The 16733-nt window shown below is 63.9% G+C and carries 15 protein-coding genes, 1 tRNA gene and 1 pseudogene; 10 read left to right on the forward strand and 7 right to left on the reverse strand.

All coding sequences use genetic code 11. From position 1 onward, the window contains the following. Positions 1 to 272: pseudogene (locus GR328_RS23725) on the reverse strand (5-aminolevulinate synthase); the annotation flags it as partial. 422 nt (positions 273 to 694) lie between these two features. Between GR328_RS23725 and murA the strand changes: the two are divergent. The 5 genes from murA (at position 695) to GR328_RS23750 (ending at position 4977) form a co-directional block, all read left to right on the forward strand. Further along, positions 695 to 1984 (forward strand): UDP-N-acetylglucosamine 1-carboxyvinyltransferase, encoded by a 1290-nt coding sequence (gene murA / locus GR328_RS23730; RefSeq protein WP_160888141.1) that lies wholly within the window; start codon positions 695 to 697, stop codon positions 1982 to 1984. Positions 1985 to 2262: 278 nt separating this feature from the next. Beyond that, entirely contained in the window at positions 2263 to 2700 is a 438-nt protein-coding gene (locus tag GR328_RS23735; RefSeq protein WP_160888142.1) for a DUF2948 family protein, read from the forward strand. After that, the gene (hisD, locus tag GR328_RS23740; protein WP_160888143.1) at positions 2700 to 3992 is read left to right on the forward strand and encodes a histidinol dehydrogenase; all 1293 of its coding nucleotides are present in this window, start codon (positions 2700 to 2702) and stop codon (positions 3990 to 3992) included. Before GR328_RS23735 ends, hisD begins: the two co-directional genes overlap by 1 nt. A gap of 16 nt (positions 3993 to 4008) precedes the next feature. Continuing rightward, a complete protein-coding gene (locus GR328_RS23745; protein WP_160888144.1) occupies positions 4009 to 4494 on the forward strand; it encodes a UPF0262 family protein in 486 nt (161 codons plus the stop codon). A gap of 3 nt (positions 4495 to 4497) precedes the next feature. Next, complete coding sequence (locus GR328_RS23750; RefSeq protein ID WP_343039470.1) at positions 4498 to 4977, forward strand: arsenate-mycothiol transferase ArsC; 480 nt, start codon at positions 4498 to 4500, stop codon at positions 4975 to 4977. Here the strand turns inward: GR328_RS23750 and GR328_RS23755 are convergent. The 3 genes from GR328_RS23755 to GR328_RS23765 all read right to left on the reverse strand — a co-directional run bounded on the left by GR328_RS23755 (position 4942) and on the right by GR328_RS23765 (position 6704). After that, entirely contained in the window at positions 4942 to 5265 is a 324-nt protein-coding gene (locus GR328_RS23755; RefSeq protein WP_160888145.1) for an AzlD family protein, read from the reverse strand. The two genes, GR328_RS23750 and GR328_RS23755, sit on opposite strands and share 36 nt — an antisense overlap. Next, a complete protein-coding gene (locus GR328_RS23760) occupies positions 5262 to 5963 on the reverse strand; it encodes an AzlC family ABC transporter permease (protein WP_160888146.1) in 702 nt (233 codons plus the stop codon). Before GR328_RS23760 ends, GR328_RS23755 begins: the two co-directional genes overlap by 4 nt. A 72-nt stretch (positions 5964 to 6035) precedes the next feature. After that, positions 6036 to 6704 carry a TerC family protein gene (locus tag GR328_RS23765; RefSeq protein WP_160888147.1) on the reverse strand — a complete coding sequence of 223 codons (669 nt, stop codon included), beginning with the start codon at positions 6702 to 6704 and terminating at the stop codon, positions 6036 to 6038. Positions 6705 to 7152: 448 nt separating this feature from the next. Here GR328_RS23765 and GR328_RS23770 point away from each other — a divergent pair, with 448 nt between their 5' ends. The 4 genes from GR328_RS23770 to GR328_RS23785 all read left to right on the forward strand — a co-directional run bounded on the left by GR328_RS23770 (position 7153) and on the right by GR328_RS23785 (position 10562). Continuing rightward, positions 7153 to 7824 (forward strand): tripartite tricarboxylate transporter TctB family protein, encoded by a 672-nt coding sequence (locus GR328_RS23770; RefSeq protein ID WP_160888148.1) that lies wholly within the window; start codon positions 7153 to 7155, stop codon positions 7822 to 7824. Further along, complete coding sequence (locus tag GR328_RS23775; protein ID WP_160888149.1) at positions 7824 to 9326, forward strand: tripartite tricarboxylate transporter permease; 1503 nt, start codon at positions 7824 to 7826, stop codon at positions 9324 to 9326. The genes GR328_RS23770 and GR328_RS23775 overlap by 1 nt, the downstream gene beginning before the upstream one ends. A gap of 62 nt (positions 9327 to 9388) precedes the next feature. Beyond that, the gene (locus GR328_RS23780) at positions 9389 to 10363 is read left to right on the forward strand and encodes a tripartite tricarboxylate transporter substrate binding protein BugD (protein ID WP_160888150.1); all 975 of its coding nucleotides are present in this window, start codon (positions 9389 to 9391) and stop codon (positions 10361 to 10363) included. 122 nt (positions 10364 to 10485) lie between these two features. After that, positions 10486 to 10562: transfer RNA gene (locus GR328_RS23785), tRNA-His, on the forward strand. A 911-nt stretch (positions 10563 to 11473) separates the two neighbouring features. On the opposite strand, the gene GR328_RS23790 is transcribed toward GR328_RS23785, so the two are convergent. Further along, positions 11474 to 11773, reverse strand: coding sequence for a hypothetical protein (locus GR328_RS23790; protein WP_160888151.1), 300 nt, complete (start codon positions 11771 to 11773; stop codon positions 11474 to 11476). Positions 11774 to 12432: 659 nt separating this feature from the next. On the opposite strand from GR328_RS23790, the gene GR328_RS23795 reads away from it, so the two are divergent. Continuing rightward, positions 12433 to 12651: a hypothetical protein gene (locus tag GR328_RS23795; RefSeq protein ID WP_160888152.1), complete on the forward strand. Its 219-nt coding sequence runs from the start codon at positions 12433 to 12435 to the stop codon at positions 12649 to 12651. 264 nt (positions 12652 to 12915) lie between these two features. Here GR328_RS23795 and GR328_RS23800 read toward each other — a convergent pair whose 3' ends face one another. Both GR328_RS23800 and GR328_RS23805 read right to left on the reverse strand, forming a co-directional pair. Beyond that, positions 12916 to 15477, reverse strand: coding sequence for a sensor domain-containing protein (locus GR328_RS23800; protein ID WP_160888153.1), 2562 nt, complete (start codon positions 15475 to 15477; stop codon positions 12916 to 12918). 282 nt (positions 15478 to 15759) lie between these two features. After that, complete coding sequence (locus tag GR328_RS23805) at positions 15760 to 16464, reverse strand: outer membrane protein (RefSeq protein ID WP_160888154.1); 705 nt, start codon at positions 16462 to 16464, stop codon at positions 15760 to 15762. Between the last annotated feature and the right edge of the window lie 269 nt (positions 16465 to 16733).

A 16733-nucleotide genomic window follows, 5' to 3' on the forward strand; every position in this document is an offset into this window, starting at 1 on the left:
GGATGGCTGTTGCCGGAGATGTTGCGCGTGCCGCCCGCGCCGGTGCCCAGCCGCCAGGCGGTCTCCACCATCGCGCGGGTCACGTCCCGGTTCTGGCCCATGCCGAGATAGTCGTTGGAGCACCAGACGGTGATGGGGCGCGGACCCTCGGGGCTGTGCCACGTCGCGTGGGGAAAATGTCCCGCCTGCCGCTCGATCTCGGCAAAGACACGATAGCGGCGCTCCGCCTGGAGGCGGTCGAGGGCTGATGTGAAGTAGGTTTGATAATCCATCATCTCACCGGGTGGGCAGCGCGATGCCCGGGGATACTGCGCATATTATGCCAGACGACATTGATCCTGGTCAAAGGCCGGAAAATCGATCCCGGCCAGAGTTCGGAACTTCGATATTGCGGTTGAGAGCCGCTTGCGAAGCCTTTAATGGGAAAGGCGACGATGGGTCGCGTGAACCATGACTGACGTGAAAACTCAAGACAAAGCCGAACGACTCAAGGCGGCTTTGAAGGAAAATCTGAGGAAACGCAAGGCACAGGCCCGCGGGCGTCAGCAGGCCGCCCGGGCTGCTTCGCCCACGGCCGGAACCGAAGCCGTAAGCTCGAGCGTTAGAGCCGAGCGCGACAAGGCGTCCGACTAGCCTATAATGCGCAGGGCACGCATAGCGTGAGCCTGAATCGAGCAAAAAGGAACAGAGTTTCATGGATCGCATTCGCATCCGGGGCGGCGCGCCTCTCAATGGGTTGATCCCGATCTCCGGCGCCAAGAATGCGGCCCTGCCCCTCATGATCGCGAGCCTGCTCACGGAGGATACGCTGGAGCTCGGCAACGTGCCGAGGCTCGCGGACATCTCTTCGCTCCTGCGGATCATGAGCAATTTCGGACTGGACCATTCCATCGCGGGCCGCCGGCCCGGCCAGTCCTCTGAGACCGGCCAGACGATCCGTCTGACGGCCAAGAGCATCATCGACACCTGCGCTCCCTATGAGCTGGTCTCCACCATGCGAGCCAGCTTCTGGGTCATTGCCCCGCTCGTGGCCCGTTTCGGCCACGCCAAGGTTTCCATGCCCGGCGGCTGCGCCATCGGCACCCGTCCGGTGGACCTGCTCATCATGGCGCTCGCCAGGCTCGGCGCCGCCATCGAGATCGAGGGCGGCTATGTGATCGCCACCGCTCCCAAGGGGCTTCGGGGAGGCGAGATCGATTTTCCGAAGGTGACTGTCGGCGGCACCCACGTCGCCCTGATGGCGGCGACCCTCGCCCAGGGCACGACCGTGATCCGCAACGCCGCCCGTGAGCCCGAGGTGGTGGATCTGGCCGAATGCCTCGTCAAGATGGGCGCCAGGATCACGGGCGCGGGAACCTCGGAGATCGTGATCGAAGGCGTTTCCAGCCTCAACGGCGCTTCTCACGACGTGATGCCCGACCGCATCGAGACCGGCACCTATGCCATGGCGGTCGCCATGGCCGGGGGCGACCTGGTGCTGGAGAACACCCGTCCCGACTATCTACAGGCCGCTCTCGACGTGCTGGCCCAGGCTGGGGCCGAGATTTCCCCTACCCACAGCGGCATTCGCGTCCGCCGCAACGGCAACGGCATCCAGGCCGTGGACGTGACCACCGATCCGTTCCCAGGCTTCCCGACGGACCTGCAGGCCCAGTTCATGGCTCTCATGACCCGCGCCAGCGGCACGTCGCGCATCCGGGAGACGATCTTCGAGAATCGCTTCATGCACGTGCAGGAACTGGCCCGCCTCGGTGCCCATATCCGCCTCGACGGCGACTGCGCCTATGTGGAGGGCGTTCCGGGGCTGAAGGGCGCACCCGTCATGGCGACGGACCTTCGCGCCTCCGTGTCCCTGGTCATCGCCGGCCTCGTGGCCGAGGGCGAGACCACCATCAACCGTGTCTATCACCTGGATCGCGGCTTCGAGGCGCTGGAGGCCAAGCTCGCCCGCTGCGGGGCCGAGATCGAGCGCCTCCGGGGCTGACGGCGCAGGGATGGCTCCCCTCGTCATCCCCGGCCTTGTGCCGGGGATGACGAGCCATGGGAGTGCCTGTGCCCTTCTCACCGGGAGGGCCGGGCTCGGCCGTGGCGAAGGAGCGGTCATGGCCAGGAGGAGACAGGAGGGCGATAGGAGGCGGTCGGGGCAATGTTCCTGCGGCAGGCTCGCAACCCAGTCGGGGGAGGCCGAGCGGGCGGAGGCAGGTTGCGCTGAGGGTGGGGGCTCTCTACCTAAACATCAAAGTTTAACATAGGTTGAGAGCCATGGACCTCCTGAGACTCGTTGCGTTCGACCCGGAAGATCTGGCCGTCATCTCGGCTCACCTGCAGGATTCCCTGCTGCGGGTCGGCGACATCATCTATCTGCCCAAGGAGCGCCGGTTCGCAATCCAGACGTTCCGGTACGATTGGGAGGCGGCCACTCCCCAAAGACGCCTGACCTGCATGCATTTCGAGCATGTGAAGGCGGTGCGCGTGCGCGGCGTCGACCAGACCAACAAGGATGCCGTTCTTAACCTTCTTGCCATCGCCTTCGACGAGCGGGACGCTCCTTCCGGCACAGCCACCTTGATCTTTGCCGAGGGTGGGGCCATCCAGGTGGACCTGGAGTGCATCGAAATGCAGATGAAAGACATTGGGCCCGTCTGGGCCGCGGAAAGCCGTCCCGAGCACGACGACCAGCCGCAGGCGGAGCGCTTGTGATGGTTCAGCGGCTCGATGCGCGGGACGCCTCATTCCCGAAGGATTTCGCCGCCTTGCTCTCAGCCAAGCGCGAGGTGTCAGAGGACGTCGACCAGGCGGTGCGCGCCATCATCGAAGATGTGGCCGTCCGGGGCGACGAGGCTCTGATCGACTACACGTATCGTTTCGACGGTTTGGCGCTCCAGCCCGAGACGCTGCGGATCTCCGACGAGGAGATCGATGCGGCCGAAGCCCAGTGCTCGAAGGAGACGCTCGAGGCTCTCGCCCTCGCCAAGGAGCGCATCGAGGTCTTTCACCGCGCGCAGCGTCCACAGGATTCCCAGACGACCGACGCCCTCGGCGTGACGCTCGGCTGGCGTTGGACCGCCATCGAGTCCGTCGGCCTCTACGTCCCGGGCGGGCGGGCGAGCTATCCATCCTCCGTTCTCATGAACGCGGTGCCCGCGAAGGTCGCGGGCGTTCCCCGCATCGCCATGGTGGTGCCGACCCCACGGGGCGAGACCAATCCGCTCGTGTTGACCGCCGCGCGTCTGGCGGGGGTGGACGAGGTGTTCCGCATCGGCGGCGCGCAGGCTGTCGCCGCCCTAGCTTACGGCACCGAAACCGTGAAGCCCGTCGCCAAGATCGTCGGCCCCGGCAACGCCTATGTGGCCGCCGCCAAGCGCCGGGTGTTCGGTCAGGTGGGCATCGACATGATCGCGGGCCCCTCGGAGGTGCTCATCCTCGCCGATTCCCATGCCAATCCCGACTGGATCGCGGCCGACCTGCTGGCCCAGGCCGAGCACGATCCCGCCGCGCAATCGATCCTCATCACCGACAACGCCTCCCTGGCCGATGCGGTCGAGCAGGCCGTCGCGCGCCAGCTGGAGACCCTGCCGAAGGCGGAGATCGCGGGCGCGAGCTGGCGCGATTTCGGCGCCATCATCCTCATCGACAGGCTCGAGAATGCCATTCCCCTCGTCGACCGCCTTGCCCCCGAGCATCTCGAGATCGAGACCGAGAATGCGGAGGAGCTGGCAGGGCGCGTGCGCAATGCGGGCTCCATCTTCCTCGGCAGCCATACGCCCGAAGCCATCGGCGATTACGTGGGCGGCCCCAACCACGTTCTCCCGACCGCGCGCTCAGCGCGATTTTCCTCCGGTCTCGGGGTGCTTGACTTCATGAAGCGGTCCTCGATCCTGAAATGCGACCCTGCGGCCTTGCGGGCCCTCGGCCCCGCAGCCATCGCTCTCGGGCGCGCCGAAGGGCTCGAAGGTCATGCGCGGTCGGTGGCGATCCGCCTGAACCTGTGAGGCTTGCGGAGGCGGAATGTCGAGCAGAACGAAGGAGCGGTGCCGCCTCGTGGCGGTCACCCTCGACGAGGCCTCCATCGGCCGCGGCAGCCCCGATCAGGAGCACGAGCGGGCCATTGCCATTTACGACATTCTTGAAGAGAACTCCTTCGCGCTGCCGAGCTATGACGGCGGGCCCTATGTCTTGCGCATCTCTCTCGTCGAGAAGAAGCTCTGTTTCGAGGTGTCGGCGCAGGACGGAGCGCATCTGGTCTCGCATCATCTCTCGCTGACGCCGTTTCGAAGGGTCATCCGCGATTATGAGATGATTTGCGACAGCTACTATCAGGCCATCCGCTCCGCATCGCCCGCGCAGATCGAAGCCATCGACATGGGGCGCAGGGGGCTGCACAACGAGGCCGCGGAACTTTTGCGGCAACGCCTCGATGGAAAGCTCGTCGTCGATTTTGACACGGCGCGCCGCCTGTTCACGCTGATCTTTGCGCTTCACTGGAAAGGCTGACGCGTGGAGGAAGCGCCCTCGAAGCGGATCCATTCGGTTCTGTTCGTCTGCGCGATGAACTCAGTCCGCTCTCCCATGGCTGAGGCGATCGCGCGCCACTATTTCGGCAGGTCCATCTATGTCCAATCCGCTGGCGTGCGCAAAGGCGAGACGGACGGGTTCATGGTCTCCACCATGTCCGAGATCGGCATCGACGCGTCCAAGCACAAGCCGCGGACGCTTGAAGAGCTGGAGGAGTGGGAAGGGCTCAATTTCGATCTCATCATCACCCTCTCGCCGGAGGCGCACCATGCCGCGCTCGAATTGACGCGCACCATCGCGGCGGACGTGGAGTACTGGCCGACGCCCGATCCCACGATCACCCAGGGCTCGCGCGAACATCGGCTCGACGCCTACCGCAACATTCGCGACGGCTTGATGTACCGCATCCGCCTGCGGCTCAGGGGCTCACAGAAGAGCCCGAATGACGGAGAGGGTGCCTAGGCCCGCCGCCAAGCTGAGAACGTCGATGCGGGTTGCCGCCATCACCGTGACGGCAGCCCCAAGGGCGACGAGCGCAGGCCAGCCCGCGTCGAGCGCGACCGGCAGGATCGTCGCCAGGATGATGGAGCCCGGAAGGGCGCGGAGCCCGCGCTCGATGCGCGGCGTGATCCGCACATGATTCATGAGCACGACGCCGGCGATGCGGCAGAGAAAGGTGACGAGCATCATGCCCGCGATGGCGAGTGCCGAGCCCCAGGGGCTCGCGATGAAAGCGCCGAATCCGCTCATTTTATCAGCATCCCTGCAACGACACCCGCAAGCGCGCCGGCGACGATGTAGCCATAGCCGGGCACGAGGGCATGCGTGACGAAGGATACGACGCCCGCCACCAGCCAGGGGAGAGCCGGGCGCATGCCCTTCCAGAGCGGCACCAGCATCACGCTGAAGAAGATCGGCATCACCAGGTCGAGCCCGAAGGTCCTCGGTTGCGGGACCAGGGCGCCTACAAAGTAGCCGATGATCGTCGCAATCTGCCACACGGCCCAGAGGATAAGGCCGGTTCCCAGGAGAACGCCGACGTCGCGTCCGCCTTCGCCGTGGTAGCGTGTGCCGATGAGCCAGCCTGCCTCCGTGAGGAGGAAGAGGTTGAGCGCGCTGCGGGCCACGGGCTCATGGCGCAGCCAGGGCTGGAGCGTCGCACCCAGGAGAATCATGCGCGAGTTCACGACGGCGGTCACCGTCATGATGGTGAGGATGGTCGAAGGCGTCCAAACCTGCTGCCAGATCTCGAGAGCGACCATCTGGGAGGCACCGGCATAAACGAAGATGCTCAGGCCCACGGTCTCGGCAAGGGACAGGCCCTTCTGGGCCGCCGCCGTGCCGAAGGCCGTGGCGAACATGATGAAGCCGGGAAAGGCAGGCAGCGCGGCGCGCGCGCCGTAGCGAAGACCAGCCAGAGAAAAGAAGGGGCGGGGAGAAGAGGACATGAGAACTAAGCTCTCTGCCCTCCTGCGTCCCCGCCGTCAATCGTAACGAACAGATGCCGAGTGCGGATTTCCTCAGCCGACTGCGCCGTTCACGTAGGGATAGATCTCGTGGAAGCCCTCGTAGATCATCTTGAGCGCCACATAGAGAATGATCGCCAGACCCACATAGGCGATCCAGCGATAGCGCTGGAGCAGGCGGGCGATGTAGGAAGCTGCAATTCCCATGAGAGCGATGGAGAGGAGCAGGCCGAAGGCCAGGATGTAGGGATGCTCGCGCGCCGCGCCGGCCACGGCGAGCACGTTGTCGAGGGACATCGACACGTCGGCGATCACGATCTGCCAGGCCGCCTGGGAAAAGGTCTTGCGGGGCGCTCCGCTGGCAATGGTGCCGTCCTTGTTGATGTCGACGCCTTCCAGCGCCTCTTCCGCCGCCTCTTCCTCCTCGTGAGTGGTGCGCAGTTCGCGCCACATCTTCCAGCAGACCCACAGCAGGAGGATGCCGCCGGCCAGGAGCAGGCCCACGATCTGCAGAAGCTGTGTCGTTATCAGCGCGAAGAAGATGCGCAGGGCGGTGGCTGCGAGAACGCCGAGAAGGATCGCCTTGTTGCGCTGCTCCTTGGGCAGGCCGGCCGCGGCAAGGCCGATGACGATGGCATTGTCGCCGGCCAACGCCAGGTCGATGCCGATCACCATCAGGAACGCGACGACCTCGGGTGAAAAAAACTGAGAGAGCTCAAACATGCGTTGCCTCGTCGGTTGAAGAGCAGCGCATGCGATACGCTCGAGGAGATGGCTAACCCGCACCGGCGCGGCCGGATGGACCGGCCCCTGTCTCCGATGCGGGCGCTTCCGTCTTCTTGAACGAATCCAGGCCACCCTGGTTCATCCAGTCCGACATCGCCGCCCAAAGTATGAGCGACCAGAGGGGCCCGGCCTGGCTATAAGGGCGACCATCTAGACAACATGGCGCACCTGATCAAGCGGTGCCTCCAAGCTTCCCATGGCGGGCCTGTGCCATATAAGGGACTTCGTCCGGCCTCACTCCGTGGGGCCGGCTTGGCGAAAACCCAGGGTATCTGTTGAGAAGTCCCGGGTCATTCGAAAGGCAAAGCTTGATCCCGGCCCGCGGCTTGGGCCAAATCATGCGGCATAATGAGGGCGCATTGAGCGTCCGTCGGGAGGTCAATTCATGTCTACTCCTCGCGAGGGCTCCGGTTCTTTCGAGCGCCGTGGTCCGGTTCGCTCACCGCAAGGGGTTGCCGGCGGGATTCTGTTGCTTGCTCTTGCGGCTCTGGCGCTGTGGCTCACGAGGGATCTGGATCAGGGCACGCTGAACGCCATGGGACCTGCCATGCTGCCGCGCTGGCTGGCGATCGGCGTCGGCCTGTCGGGGCTGGCCCTGATCGCCTTTGCCTTCATCCGCGAGGGAGAGCCGCTGGAGCGCTGGAGCGTGCGGGGGCCGTTCTTCGTCATTGCGGGCATCCTCGCCTTCGCGGTCACGATCCGGGACTTCTCGTTCGGTCCCCTGGCGCTGCCGGGCCTCGGTCTGGTCGCGGCCGGTCCGCTGGCGATCCTCATCGGCGGCTATGCCACGCCGGAGGCGCGGCTGCGCGACCTTGTGGTTCTCAGCTTGAGCCTGACGCCCTTCTGCATGGTGCTGTTCGGCGACCTGCTCAACCTGCCGATCCCGATCTTCCCGCAGGCGCTGGCCGGGCTCTTCCCGGCCGATTGGTCCCAGAAGGCCATTCTGCGGGCCACTGCCGCCGTCATGGCGGTTGCTGCTGTCATCGTGTTCCTGCTGACGCGCGGCCGGACGTCAAACCGGGTCGATGTGGCCGACCACAGCGGTGGGAGGATCTGATGGGTGATTTCGTCTCCAACCTGAGCCTTGGCTTCTCGGTCGCCCTGACCCTGCAGAATGTGGGGCTGGCCTTTCTCGGCTGCCTTGTCGGCACGCTCATCGGCGTTCTGCCGGGTGTCGGCCCGATTGCCACGATCGCCATGCTGCTGCCGATCACCTTCGGGCTCGATCCCACCGGCGCGCTCATCATGCTGGCGGGCATCTATTACGGCGCCCAATACGGCGGCTCGACCACGGCGATCCTGGTCAACATCCCCGGCGAGGCGACCTCCGTGGTGACCGCCCTCGACGGCCACCAGATGGCCCGCCAGGGCAGGGCGGGCGTGGCGCTCGGCATGGCGGCCATCGGCTCGTTCTTCGCCGGCACGGTGGCGACCCTGGTGATTGCGGCGCTCGGAGTACCGCTGACCGGGCTGGCGCTGATCTTCGGCCCGACGGAGTACTTCTCGCTCATGGTCATGGGCCTGGTTTTCGCCGTGGTTCTGGCGCGCGGCTCTATCCTCAAGGCCATCGCCATGATCCTCGTGGGCGTGCTGCTGTCCACGGTCGGCCTCGACCTGGAGACGGGTGAGGAGCGCATGACGTTCGGCCTGCCGATCCTGGCCGACGGCATCGACTTCGCGGTGCTCGCCATGGGCATCTTCGGCATCGCCGAGATCATGCGCAACCTCGACCACACCGAGACCCGCGACGTGGTGCGCCAGGCCATCGGTCGCCTGCTGCCGAACAGGCAGGACTTCAAGCAGTCCTATCGGCCGGTGCTGCGCGGCACCCTCATCGGGGCGGTGCTCGGCATCTTGCCCGGCAACGGCGCGGTGCTCGGGCCGTTTGCGGCCTATACGCTGGAGAAGAAGCTCGCCAAGGACCCGAGCCGCTTCGGCCGCGGCGCCATCGAGGGCGTGGCCGGTCCGGAATCGGCCAACAACGCGGGGGCTCAGACCTCCTTCATTCCGCTGCTGACGCTGGGCATTCCGCCGAATGCGGTGATGGCGCTGATGGTCGGCGCCATGACGATTCACGGCATCATCCCGGGACCTCAGGTAATGACCAAGAACCCGACCCTGTTCTGGGGCATGATCGCCTCGATGTGGGTCGGCAACCTGATGCTGCTCATCATCAACCTGCCGCTGGTCGGCATGTGGGTGCGCTTGCTCAAGGTACCCTATCGACTGCTGTTCCCGGCCATCCTGATGTTCTGCTGCATCGGCATCTACTCCATCAACTCGCTGCCGGCGAACGTGATGTTCATCGCCTTCTTCGGCCTCGTCGGCTACATGCTGATCAAGTTCGGCTTCGAGCCCGCCCCGATGCTGCTGGGCTTCGTGCTCGGCAAGCTGATGGAAGAGAACTTGCGCCGCGCGCTCATCATCTCGCGCGGCGACATGACGACCTTCCTCACGCATCCGATCAGCGCCGGCCTGCTCGTCGTGGCGGCCGTCGTGCTTGTGATCGCGCTTCTACCCTCGATCCGCAAAGGAAGGGACGAGGTCTTCACGGAGTAGCTTGCCTTCGGGGCCATACGGCCCACAATGCAAGCTCATAACTTTCCAAAGGGAGGAACTTGATGAAGAAAATCGCACTGGCTCTGGCCGCTGTCGCCGGCCTCGCCGCAACCGGGGCGCAGGCCCAGGATTATCCGAACCGGCCGATCACCATGATCGTGCCGTTCGCGGCCGGCGGCCCCACGGACGTCGTGGCCCGCATCGTCACCGACCACATGTCCCGCACGCTCGGTCAGCAGATCGTGATCGAGAACGTCGCCGGAGCCGGCGGCACGACGGGTATCACCCGCGGCGCGCAGGCTCAGCCCGACGGCTACACGATCATGATGGGCCACATGGGTACCCATGGCGCTGCGCCCGCCCTGTACCCGAACCTGAAATACGATCCGACCAAGGACTTCGCTCCCATCGGTCTTGCGGCCGGAACGCCGATCCTGATCGTGGCCAAGAAGGATTTTCCGGCCAAGGATCTCAAGGAATTCGTCGCCTACATGAAGTCCAACGCGTCCAAGGTGAACCAGGCGCATGCGGGCGTCGGCTCCGTATCCCACTCGACCGGCATCCTGTTCGACTCGATCATTAGCGCCAAGCCCACCTTGGTGGCCTATCGCGGCACGGGTCCGGCCCTGAACGATCTCATGTCCGGCACCGTCGACTTCATGACGGATCAGATCGTCAACGTCGCGCCGCAGATCCAGGGCGGCAACATCAAGGCCTATGCCATCGCCACGCCGGAGCGCTCGCCCGCGCTGCCGGATGTGCCCACCACGAAGGAGGCGGGCCTCGGCGATTATCAGGTCAGCGCCTGGAATGCCGTCTTCGCTCCCAAGGGCACGCCGCCGGACATCGTCAAGAAGCTCAACGACGCCCTCGTGAAGTCCCTCGACGACGAGAACACCAAGAAGCGCCTGCTGGAACTCGGCGGCGTCCTTCCGAGCGCTGCCGAGCGGACCCCGGAAGGCCTTCAGAAGCTCGTGGAGAGCGAAGTGGCTCGCTGGACTCCGGTCCTCAAGGCTGCCGGGGCTTCTGCGGAATAAGGTTTTCCCGACTTAAGCCCTTGATGCGGCGGGCAATCTGGCCCGCCGTTATCATTTCTGCCCCTGCGACCGCAAAGAAGCCTTGAAATTGCTCGCGGGCGCGATTACACCCTGCCTCACGTGCAGCCGTAGCTCAGTTGGTTAGAGCACCAGATTGTGGATCTGGGGGTCCCCCGTTCGAGCCGGGGCGGCTGTACCATTTACAGGCAGGCGCTCATGCCTCGCAGGTTGGACGCCGGCCTTCCGGAGCAATGGCTCGGGAAGCGGGCAGCCTGGCTTTCTCCTCCGCACGTCCGTTCAGCAGGAAACTACGGCGCCGTTCCCGTGGGCTGAGGACAACTTGCAATTCAGGATGTGGGCCGCTCGTCGCTCCGGTAATGGCGGGCCTCTGTGGCCTGACGGCGGCATGGATGAGCGGGGCCGTCGCCTCCAATCATCCGCGCACCTTGTTATCGTGAGGGGACCCGGCTCATGAGCCGGCACAGGGTCGCCGAGTCGGCTTCATAGTTGTCGGGCGATGCGAGCGCACCAGCGCAGGTTCTGCGCAGGCGCTGCTTTTCGGCGGGACTCATGGAGGCCCATTCAGCCGCGGTACGATGGTGACGTCGGGATTCCGGCCTGGAGCGCCGGGAACTCCCGGCGTGCCGGATCTGCAATCACATCACCCGCGTCCGGACGGTTGGTGCCGGTCTGACCGGGAGCGCCGACCCTTCGCCACTGGTGGTGCCTGAGCCGCCGATGCTGATCCCAATTCCACCGCCGAAGTCACGGGAGCTTCCACCATCTGGGCGAGCGTCGGAATTCGGCGGCAGCGAAAAACACAGCGCAACTATTACTGCTACGCTGCAAGCGAGCGCCCTGCGATAGTACCGTCAGCTTCACCGGCAACACTCCCGAGGAGCAGCGATCCTTGCACTGCTTCTCAAAGGGCGATTCAGGGTTAAGGCTGCTTTCCTGAGACGTTGATTTATGGCGAACCCTCAACGTTCTGATCCAAGTAACATGCTGGGATGAATCGCGCTCCTCCGCTCTGCGGAATCGGGCGTGCTTGCGGAGAATGACGGCCCCATTGCCGCCGGGCTGTTGTGCATGCGCCGCCAAAAGTTATTCTCAACGGGCCGCCGTCATGCCTGCCGCTTCAGGCACGGAGCTCTTGGTCAGCACCATTTTGCCGTCTCGGCTGCAGGAAACCGTGACGAACCCGTCGGAGGCGTTGATCCGGACGGTGGTCTCTTCATCGTTGCTGACGGTCTCGACCGGGGCTTCGCCAAGTTCCTGCGCCGCCTCGGCAATGATCGAGAGGCATTCGGAATAGGGCATGGACGCAACGCGCGTATTCGCATCCTCCGCACGCACGACTGCCGTGGACGGAAAGATTCCGAATGCACTGAGCAGAAATGTTGTTGCCAAGGCCTTCATCGATCCGTCCTCCCGGCGCCCGGAAGATCACCATGTCCGAGCCCCTGCCGCTGTGCCGTATCACACATGCTGGCAACGTGCCCGGCGCAAGGACCGTTCCTGGTGCCGATGTCGCAGGAGAAGGGGCGATCTTCTGTGGAGAAAGCCTAGCCGCTCGATTCTTTAAGGCGCGCTAACATCTCACGGACACGGCGTTCTGCCTGCTCCGGGCTTCAGCGAGGATTCGGCGCGCTCGCCGGGCAGCGGCAAGGCCTCGGCCTCCGATTTGCGCAAGACTCTTTTCTGCTTCCGCGTCGTGGCACCCCCTCCGGCATGAGCACGTTCCCCGCGACTTTCGAAATGGATGTCAAATTGCCAAGGATGTTTCGCAGATCCTGTGCGAGGGGGCCTCGCGGGCTTGGCCGTGCGGCATTATGAGCCTTGCCCGAGCATTCATAATGTAAGATAGTTCCATTGCGGGCAGCGGGCTCATGCAGGAATGCGGGGCTCGATCACGGGGCGTCTCCCCTTGAGAGGAATGCTCCGTTGTTGCGTCATTTCGCCGGTCGGCAAGACTGATTTCATCAATTCCTTTGCCCATGGGAGCACGAGCTCCCTTGGAAGATCTACATTCAGCGATGATTCATCTCAGGAACGTCAGGTCTGGCTCCATGAAGAATCATGGACCACATCTTCTACAGGATGCCCTTGAACTCAGAGCGCATATCAGAGGCCTGAAGGCTCTGCTCGAATTCCAGCGCTGGCAGATCGAGGTGTTGAACGACAGGCTCTATGCGTCGGAGTCGGGTGGAAAAGCGGCCCAGCGCCTGCTCGCGCTCAAACAGCGCGAGGACGAGGCCGCGCGCCGGCGAAAGCCCTCGGGCTCCTGAGGGGGCCCACGGCGTCTCGTCATGGCCGTCTCCGGACTTGATCCGGGGATCAGTCACGCCATCCCGATCCGAAAAGCGCGACGGGGCACCGAAGCGGGATCACCGGCACAAGGCCGGTGATGACGAGGTGGAGCGAATGAGGCGAGCGGGCGGAAAGCCGGATTCGCTTCTCGCCGACGCGGCCCTTCGGAGCCGCACGATTCTTCCTCTTAGCTTGCGCATCGTCTGGTGCGACAACCCGGGTCCACTTTTTCGCACGATGCGCTATCGCCGCTGCTTCCTGTCTTTCAGGAACAGGGTGTCCAATTCGGGAAGGTTGAACTGGTCGGGATTCCAGGATGCCACCAGGTCGGGAATGAGTTTGCTCGGGCTCGCCATTCCGAAGAGGAATCCCTGGCCGAGATCGCAGCCTTGATTGCGCAGGAAGGCTGCCTGCACGGCTGTTTCGACGCCCTCCGCGACGGTCGTGATACCGAGCCTTTTTCCCAAGCTGACGACGGCCTGAAGGATCGCCGGATCGTCGGGGTTGCTCGCCAGATCATGCACAAAGGAGCGGTCGATCTTGATGATGTCGACCGGGAATTGCTTGAGATGGGACAGTGAGGCGTAGCCCGTTCCGAAATCGTCGAGCGCGATCTTCACGCCCTCGGCGCTGAGAGTACGCAGATTCATTTCGATGAATTCCGCGCCCCGTCCGAGGAACACCGTCTCCGTCACCTCGATCTCGAGGCAATGGGGTGGGACTTCCGTGCTGCGCAGGCGCTCCAGAACCCGGTCGGCAAAGTTCATGCCCCTGAACTCGGCGGCGGATGCGTTGATGGCCACATGGCCGAATGGGACGCCCGATTGAAGCCAGCGGCGCATGTCGTCGAAAACCATGTCGTGCATCTGCTCGCTCAGGGCCACGGCAAGGTGCGGATCGTCGAAGGCCGCCTGGATGCTCGCAGGAAGTTCTATGCCCGCCTGCCGGTTGCGCCACCTGAGGAGAGCCTCGAAACCTGCGAGGTCCCCCGAGCTCAGACGCACCTTCGGCTGATAGAACGGCTCGATGCTGCGGGCATCGATCGCCCCCCGTGCATTGTTGCGCATCTCTGCTTTCCGTTGGGCCTCCGTGCGCATGGCCGGCTCAAAGACCATCACCTTATCTCGTCCGGTCGCCTTGGCCGTGTAAAGTGCGATATCAGCCTGCTTCAGTAGATCGGCGGCTTCGCTGGCATGATCCGGCCAGATGCTGGCGCCGATGCTGGCCCGGCAGTCGAGCGTACGCCCCGCATAGAGGAGGGGCTTGTGCAACTGCTCCTGGATCGGTGCGATGAGTGCCTTGATGTCCTGCTCGCTCGCGATCTCGGGAAAGACGATGGCGAACTCGTCGCCTCCGTTGCGGGCAACGGTATCGATGGGGCGCACGGCGGCACTCAGACGACTGGCGACCGCTTGCAGAACCACGTCTCCCGCATCGTGGCCGAGCGTATCGTTGATCTCTTTCAGGTGGTCCACGTCGAGGATCACCAGTCCGAGCTTGCAATTCCGACTGGCAGATTGCTCGAGAGCCTTGCTGAGGCGGATTTGAAAAAGGGCGCGATTGGGCAATCGGGTCAGGTGATCGTGGTGAGCGGCCCAGAGGATCTTCTCCTCGGCCTCCTTCTGGGCGGTGACATCGCTGATGATCCCTTCGAGGAAGCGGGGCTCGCCGGAAGAACCGCAGATGCATTGTCCACGATCGGACATCCAGCGGATTTCGCCGGATCGCGTCCTGATGCGGTACACGATCTCGAAAACCTGTTTGCTGCGGATGCTGTCGAGGATAGCCTCCTCGACCATCGGGCGATCGTCTGGATGGATGATGTCTCCCCAGCTGATCCCGCCGTCCAGGAACTCGCCGGCGGAGTAGCCGGTCAGGGCCTCGGCGCCTTCGCTGATGAGGGAGAAGGGCCATGGCGCGGCAGAGCTGCACTGGTAGACGATGCCCGGCAAATTATCGATGAAGGTCGCAAGCTGGCGCTGGCTCTCTCGCGCTTCCTCTTGCGCCATTTTGCGGGTGTTGATGTCTTCTGCGACCGCAATGGTCGATACGGGTTTTCCCGTCTCATCGCAGACGAAGGAAACATTGACCGCACACCACAGCGCCGTGCCGTCGGGGCGCACATAGCGCTTTTCGACCTGGAAGGGTTCGGCGCTCTCGAGATGCTTGTGAAGCAGCGCCGTGCTCCGCTCGATGTCCTCCGGATGGGTGAACTCCCGCAACGGGAGGCCGTCCAGCTCTTCCCGGTTGCGCCCCACCATATCGCAGAAACGCTGATTGACCATCAGCACCCGCGCTTGCAGGTTCCGGTGCAGGATGCCCACCATGGTCTGCCCGACGACGGTGGCGAGTTGCTGCTCCCGGGCCCGGAGCGCCTCCGCTGCGGCGCGCCGGTCATTGATGTTGCGCAAGACGACCATGAGATCACTGCCCGCCGGGGTGGCATGCACCTCGTACCAGGAGGACAGCGGTTCGAGATACCCCTCGAAGATCCGTGTCGAGCGCTCGGTCATGGCACGGCGGCAATTCTCCTCGAAGATCGTGCCGATCGTGCTGGGAAACCTGTCCCATATGTGGCTGCCGGTGATGTCGGCCGTGACCTTCAGTTCCGCCGCGGCCCGGGCGTTGCAGAAGGTGAAGCGCCAGTCCGGATCGAGAAAGAAAACGCAGTCGGACGTGCTTTCAACGATGGCCAGGGCATAGCTCGAGAGGCCGGGCGAGACATGTGGCTCGCATTGAATTCCGGATGACCCGCGATTGCCGATGAAAAGCTGGCGCAGCCATGAATGGTCCCAAAAACGCATAGCTGCACTCTTAATGTCCATTGGCTGGCAGATCTGCTGCGACCGCGGGGTTTCAGGATTCATTCAGCATGAGGACGAGGAACGTGTGCCGGTGGTGCGGCGAATTATGGCTGTGCCTTTGAACAGGAGGCAAGCCTTAAAAGCTGTTTAGCGGCGGTCCCGGAGCAATTTCGCCTGAAGAGGAAACCCCGTATCGCGCGATGTGGCGCCTCAATGCGCCGTCCTGACATGAAAAGGGCCCAGTGCGACCACCGGGCCCTTTTCCATTCAGTGCCGGATCGCTCAGTTGAACTTGTAGTTCAGGCCGGCGCGGAACAAGCTGAACTCCGTGTCCCGGCGGATGTTGACGCGACCGGCGAGGGAATAGCTGTCGCTCGTGTCGAGGTTCACGTAGAGGCCCTCGAGCTTTGCGGTGAAGTTGTCGGTGACCGCGTATTCAAGACCGCCACCCAGGGTCCAGCCGCCGCTGGTGCTGTCGTCACGGCGGTAGCCGAGCGCCGCATCGAGATCCTTGTTGCCGCCCAGGTCGCCATAGGCGAAGCCGAGGCTGCCGAATACGAGAGCCCGGTCGACGGCGAGGCCCGCACGGGCGCGGACCGTGCCGAAATAGCCTTCCTCCTCACCGCGGTAGTAGGTGCCGAGATAAGTTGCTCCCTTGTCGCCGATGGCGGCGTATTGAAGGTCCGCCTCCGCACCGACCACGAACATGCCGAGCTGATAATTGTAGCCGCCCTGGACACCGCCAACGAAGCCGCTCTTGCGGCGGCCGCCGGTGACGTTGAAGGCAGGGTCGTAATACTGGCTGACGCCGGAACTGCGACCATAGCCGAGATTCACGCCGGCATAGAACCCGCTCCAGGTGAAGACCGGCAGGGCGTCGTAGGCTGGGGCCGGGGAAAACCGCGACGGAAGATCGGCCGCCTGGACGCTCGAGACGGCAATGAAGGCTGCGGTGGCAGCGAGAAGGCGGAGGGCAGACGTACGCATCACTGTTGGTCCGGGTTGAGCATCGAAACACGCTAGGCATAAATTGCCTGTCCCGGGCTAAATAGGCTCGGAAGGAGTACCTATGCAATATGATTGCCTGTGCCGCCTGGCAACATGATTGACGCCTTATGAATCTTTACTTCCCGTAAACCATGAAACCGTCCGGGAATTGCTGGAGCCGGCCGTTCGCCGCAATAGGGCTGCGGGATTGAACATTCCAAACCAGAGTTGAGAGACGAAGAGAACTTTGCCCTGCTCTTCAGGCAGGG

This window comes from Microvirga makkahensis (genome assembly GCF_009830105.1).
Classification (GTDB): domain Bacteria; phylum Pseudomonadota; class Alphaproteobacteria; order Rhizobiales; family Beijerinckiaceae; genus Microvirga; species Microvirga makkahensis.

Bases quoted from the DNA above. Each gene is read 5' to 3' on its own strand.
- murA (WP_160888141.1), top strand. From the start codon at position 695: ATGGATCGCATTCGCATCCGGGGCGGCGCGCCTCTCAATGGGTTGATC.
- GR328_RS23735 (WP_160888142.1), top strand. From the start codon at position 2,263: ATGGACCTCCTGAGACTCGTTGCGTTCGACCCGGAAGATCTGGCCGTC.
- hisD (WP_160888143.1), top strand. From the start codon at position 2,700: ATGGTTCAGCGGCTCGATGCGCGGGACGCCTCATTCCCGAAGGATTTC.
- GR328_RS23745 (WP_160888144.1), top strand. From the start codon at position 4,009: ATGTCGAGCAGAACGAAGGAGCGGTGCCGCCTCGTGGCGGTCACCCTC.
- GR328_RS23755 (WP_160888145.1), bottom strand. From the start codon at position 5,265: ATGAGCGGATTCGGCGCTTTCATCGCGAGCCCCTGGGGCTCGGCACTC.
- GR328_RS23760 (WP_160888146.1), bottom strand. From the start codon at position 5,963: ATGTCCTCTTCTCCCCGCCCCTTCTTTTCTCTGGCTGGTCTTCGCTAC.
- GR328_RS23765 (WP_160888147.1), bottom strand. From the start codon at position 6,704: ATGTTTGAGCTCTCTCAGTTTTTTTCACCCGAGGTCGTCGCGTTCCTG.
- GR328_RS23770 (WP_160888148.1), top strand. From the start codon at position 7,153: ATGTCTACTCCTCGCGAGGGCTCCGGTTCTTTCGAGCGCCGTGGTCCG.
- GR328_RS23775 (WP_160888149.1), top strand. From the start codon at position 7,824: ATGGGTGATTTCGTCTCCAACCTGAGCCTTGGCTTCTCGGTCGCCCTG.
- GR328_RS23780 (WP_160888150.1), top strand. From the start codon at position 9,389: ATGAAGAAAATCGCACTGGCTCTGGCCGCTGTCGCCGGCCTCGCCGCA.
- GR328_RS23795 (WP_160888152.1), top strand. From the start codon at position 12,433: ATGAAGAATCATGGACCACATCTTCTACAGGATGCCCTTGAACTCAGA.
- GR328_RS23800 (WP_160888153.1), bottom strand. From the start codon at position 15,477: ATGCGTTTTTGGGACCATTCATGGCTGCGCCAGCTTTTCATCGGCAAT.
- GR328_RS23805 (WP_160888154.1), bottom strand. From the start codon at position 16,464: ATGCGTACGTCTGCCCTCCGCCTTCTCGCTGCCACCGCAGCCTTCATT.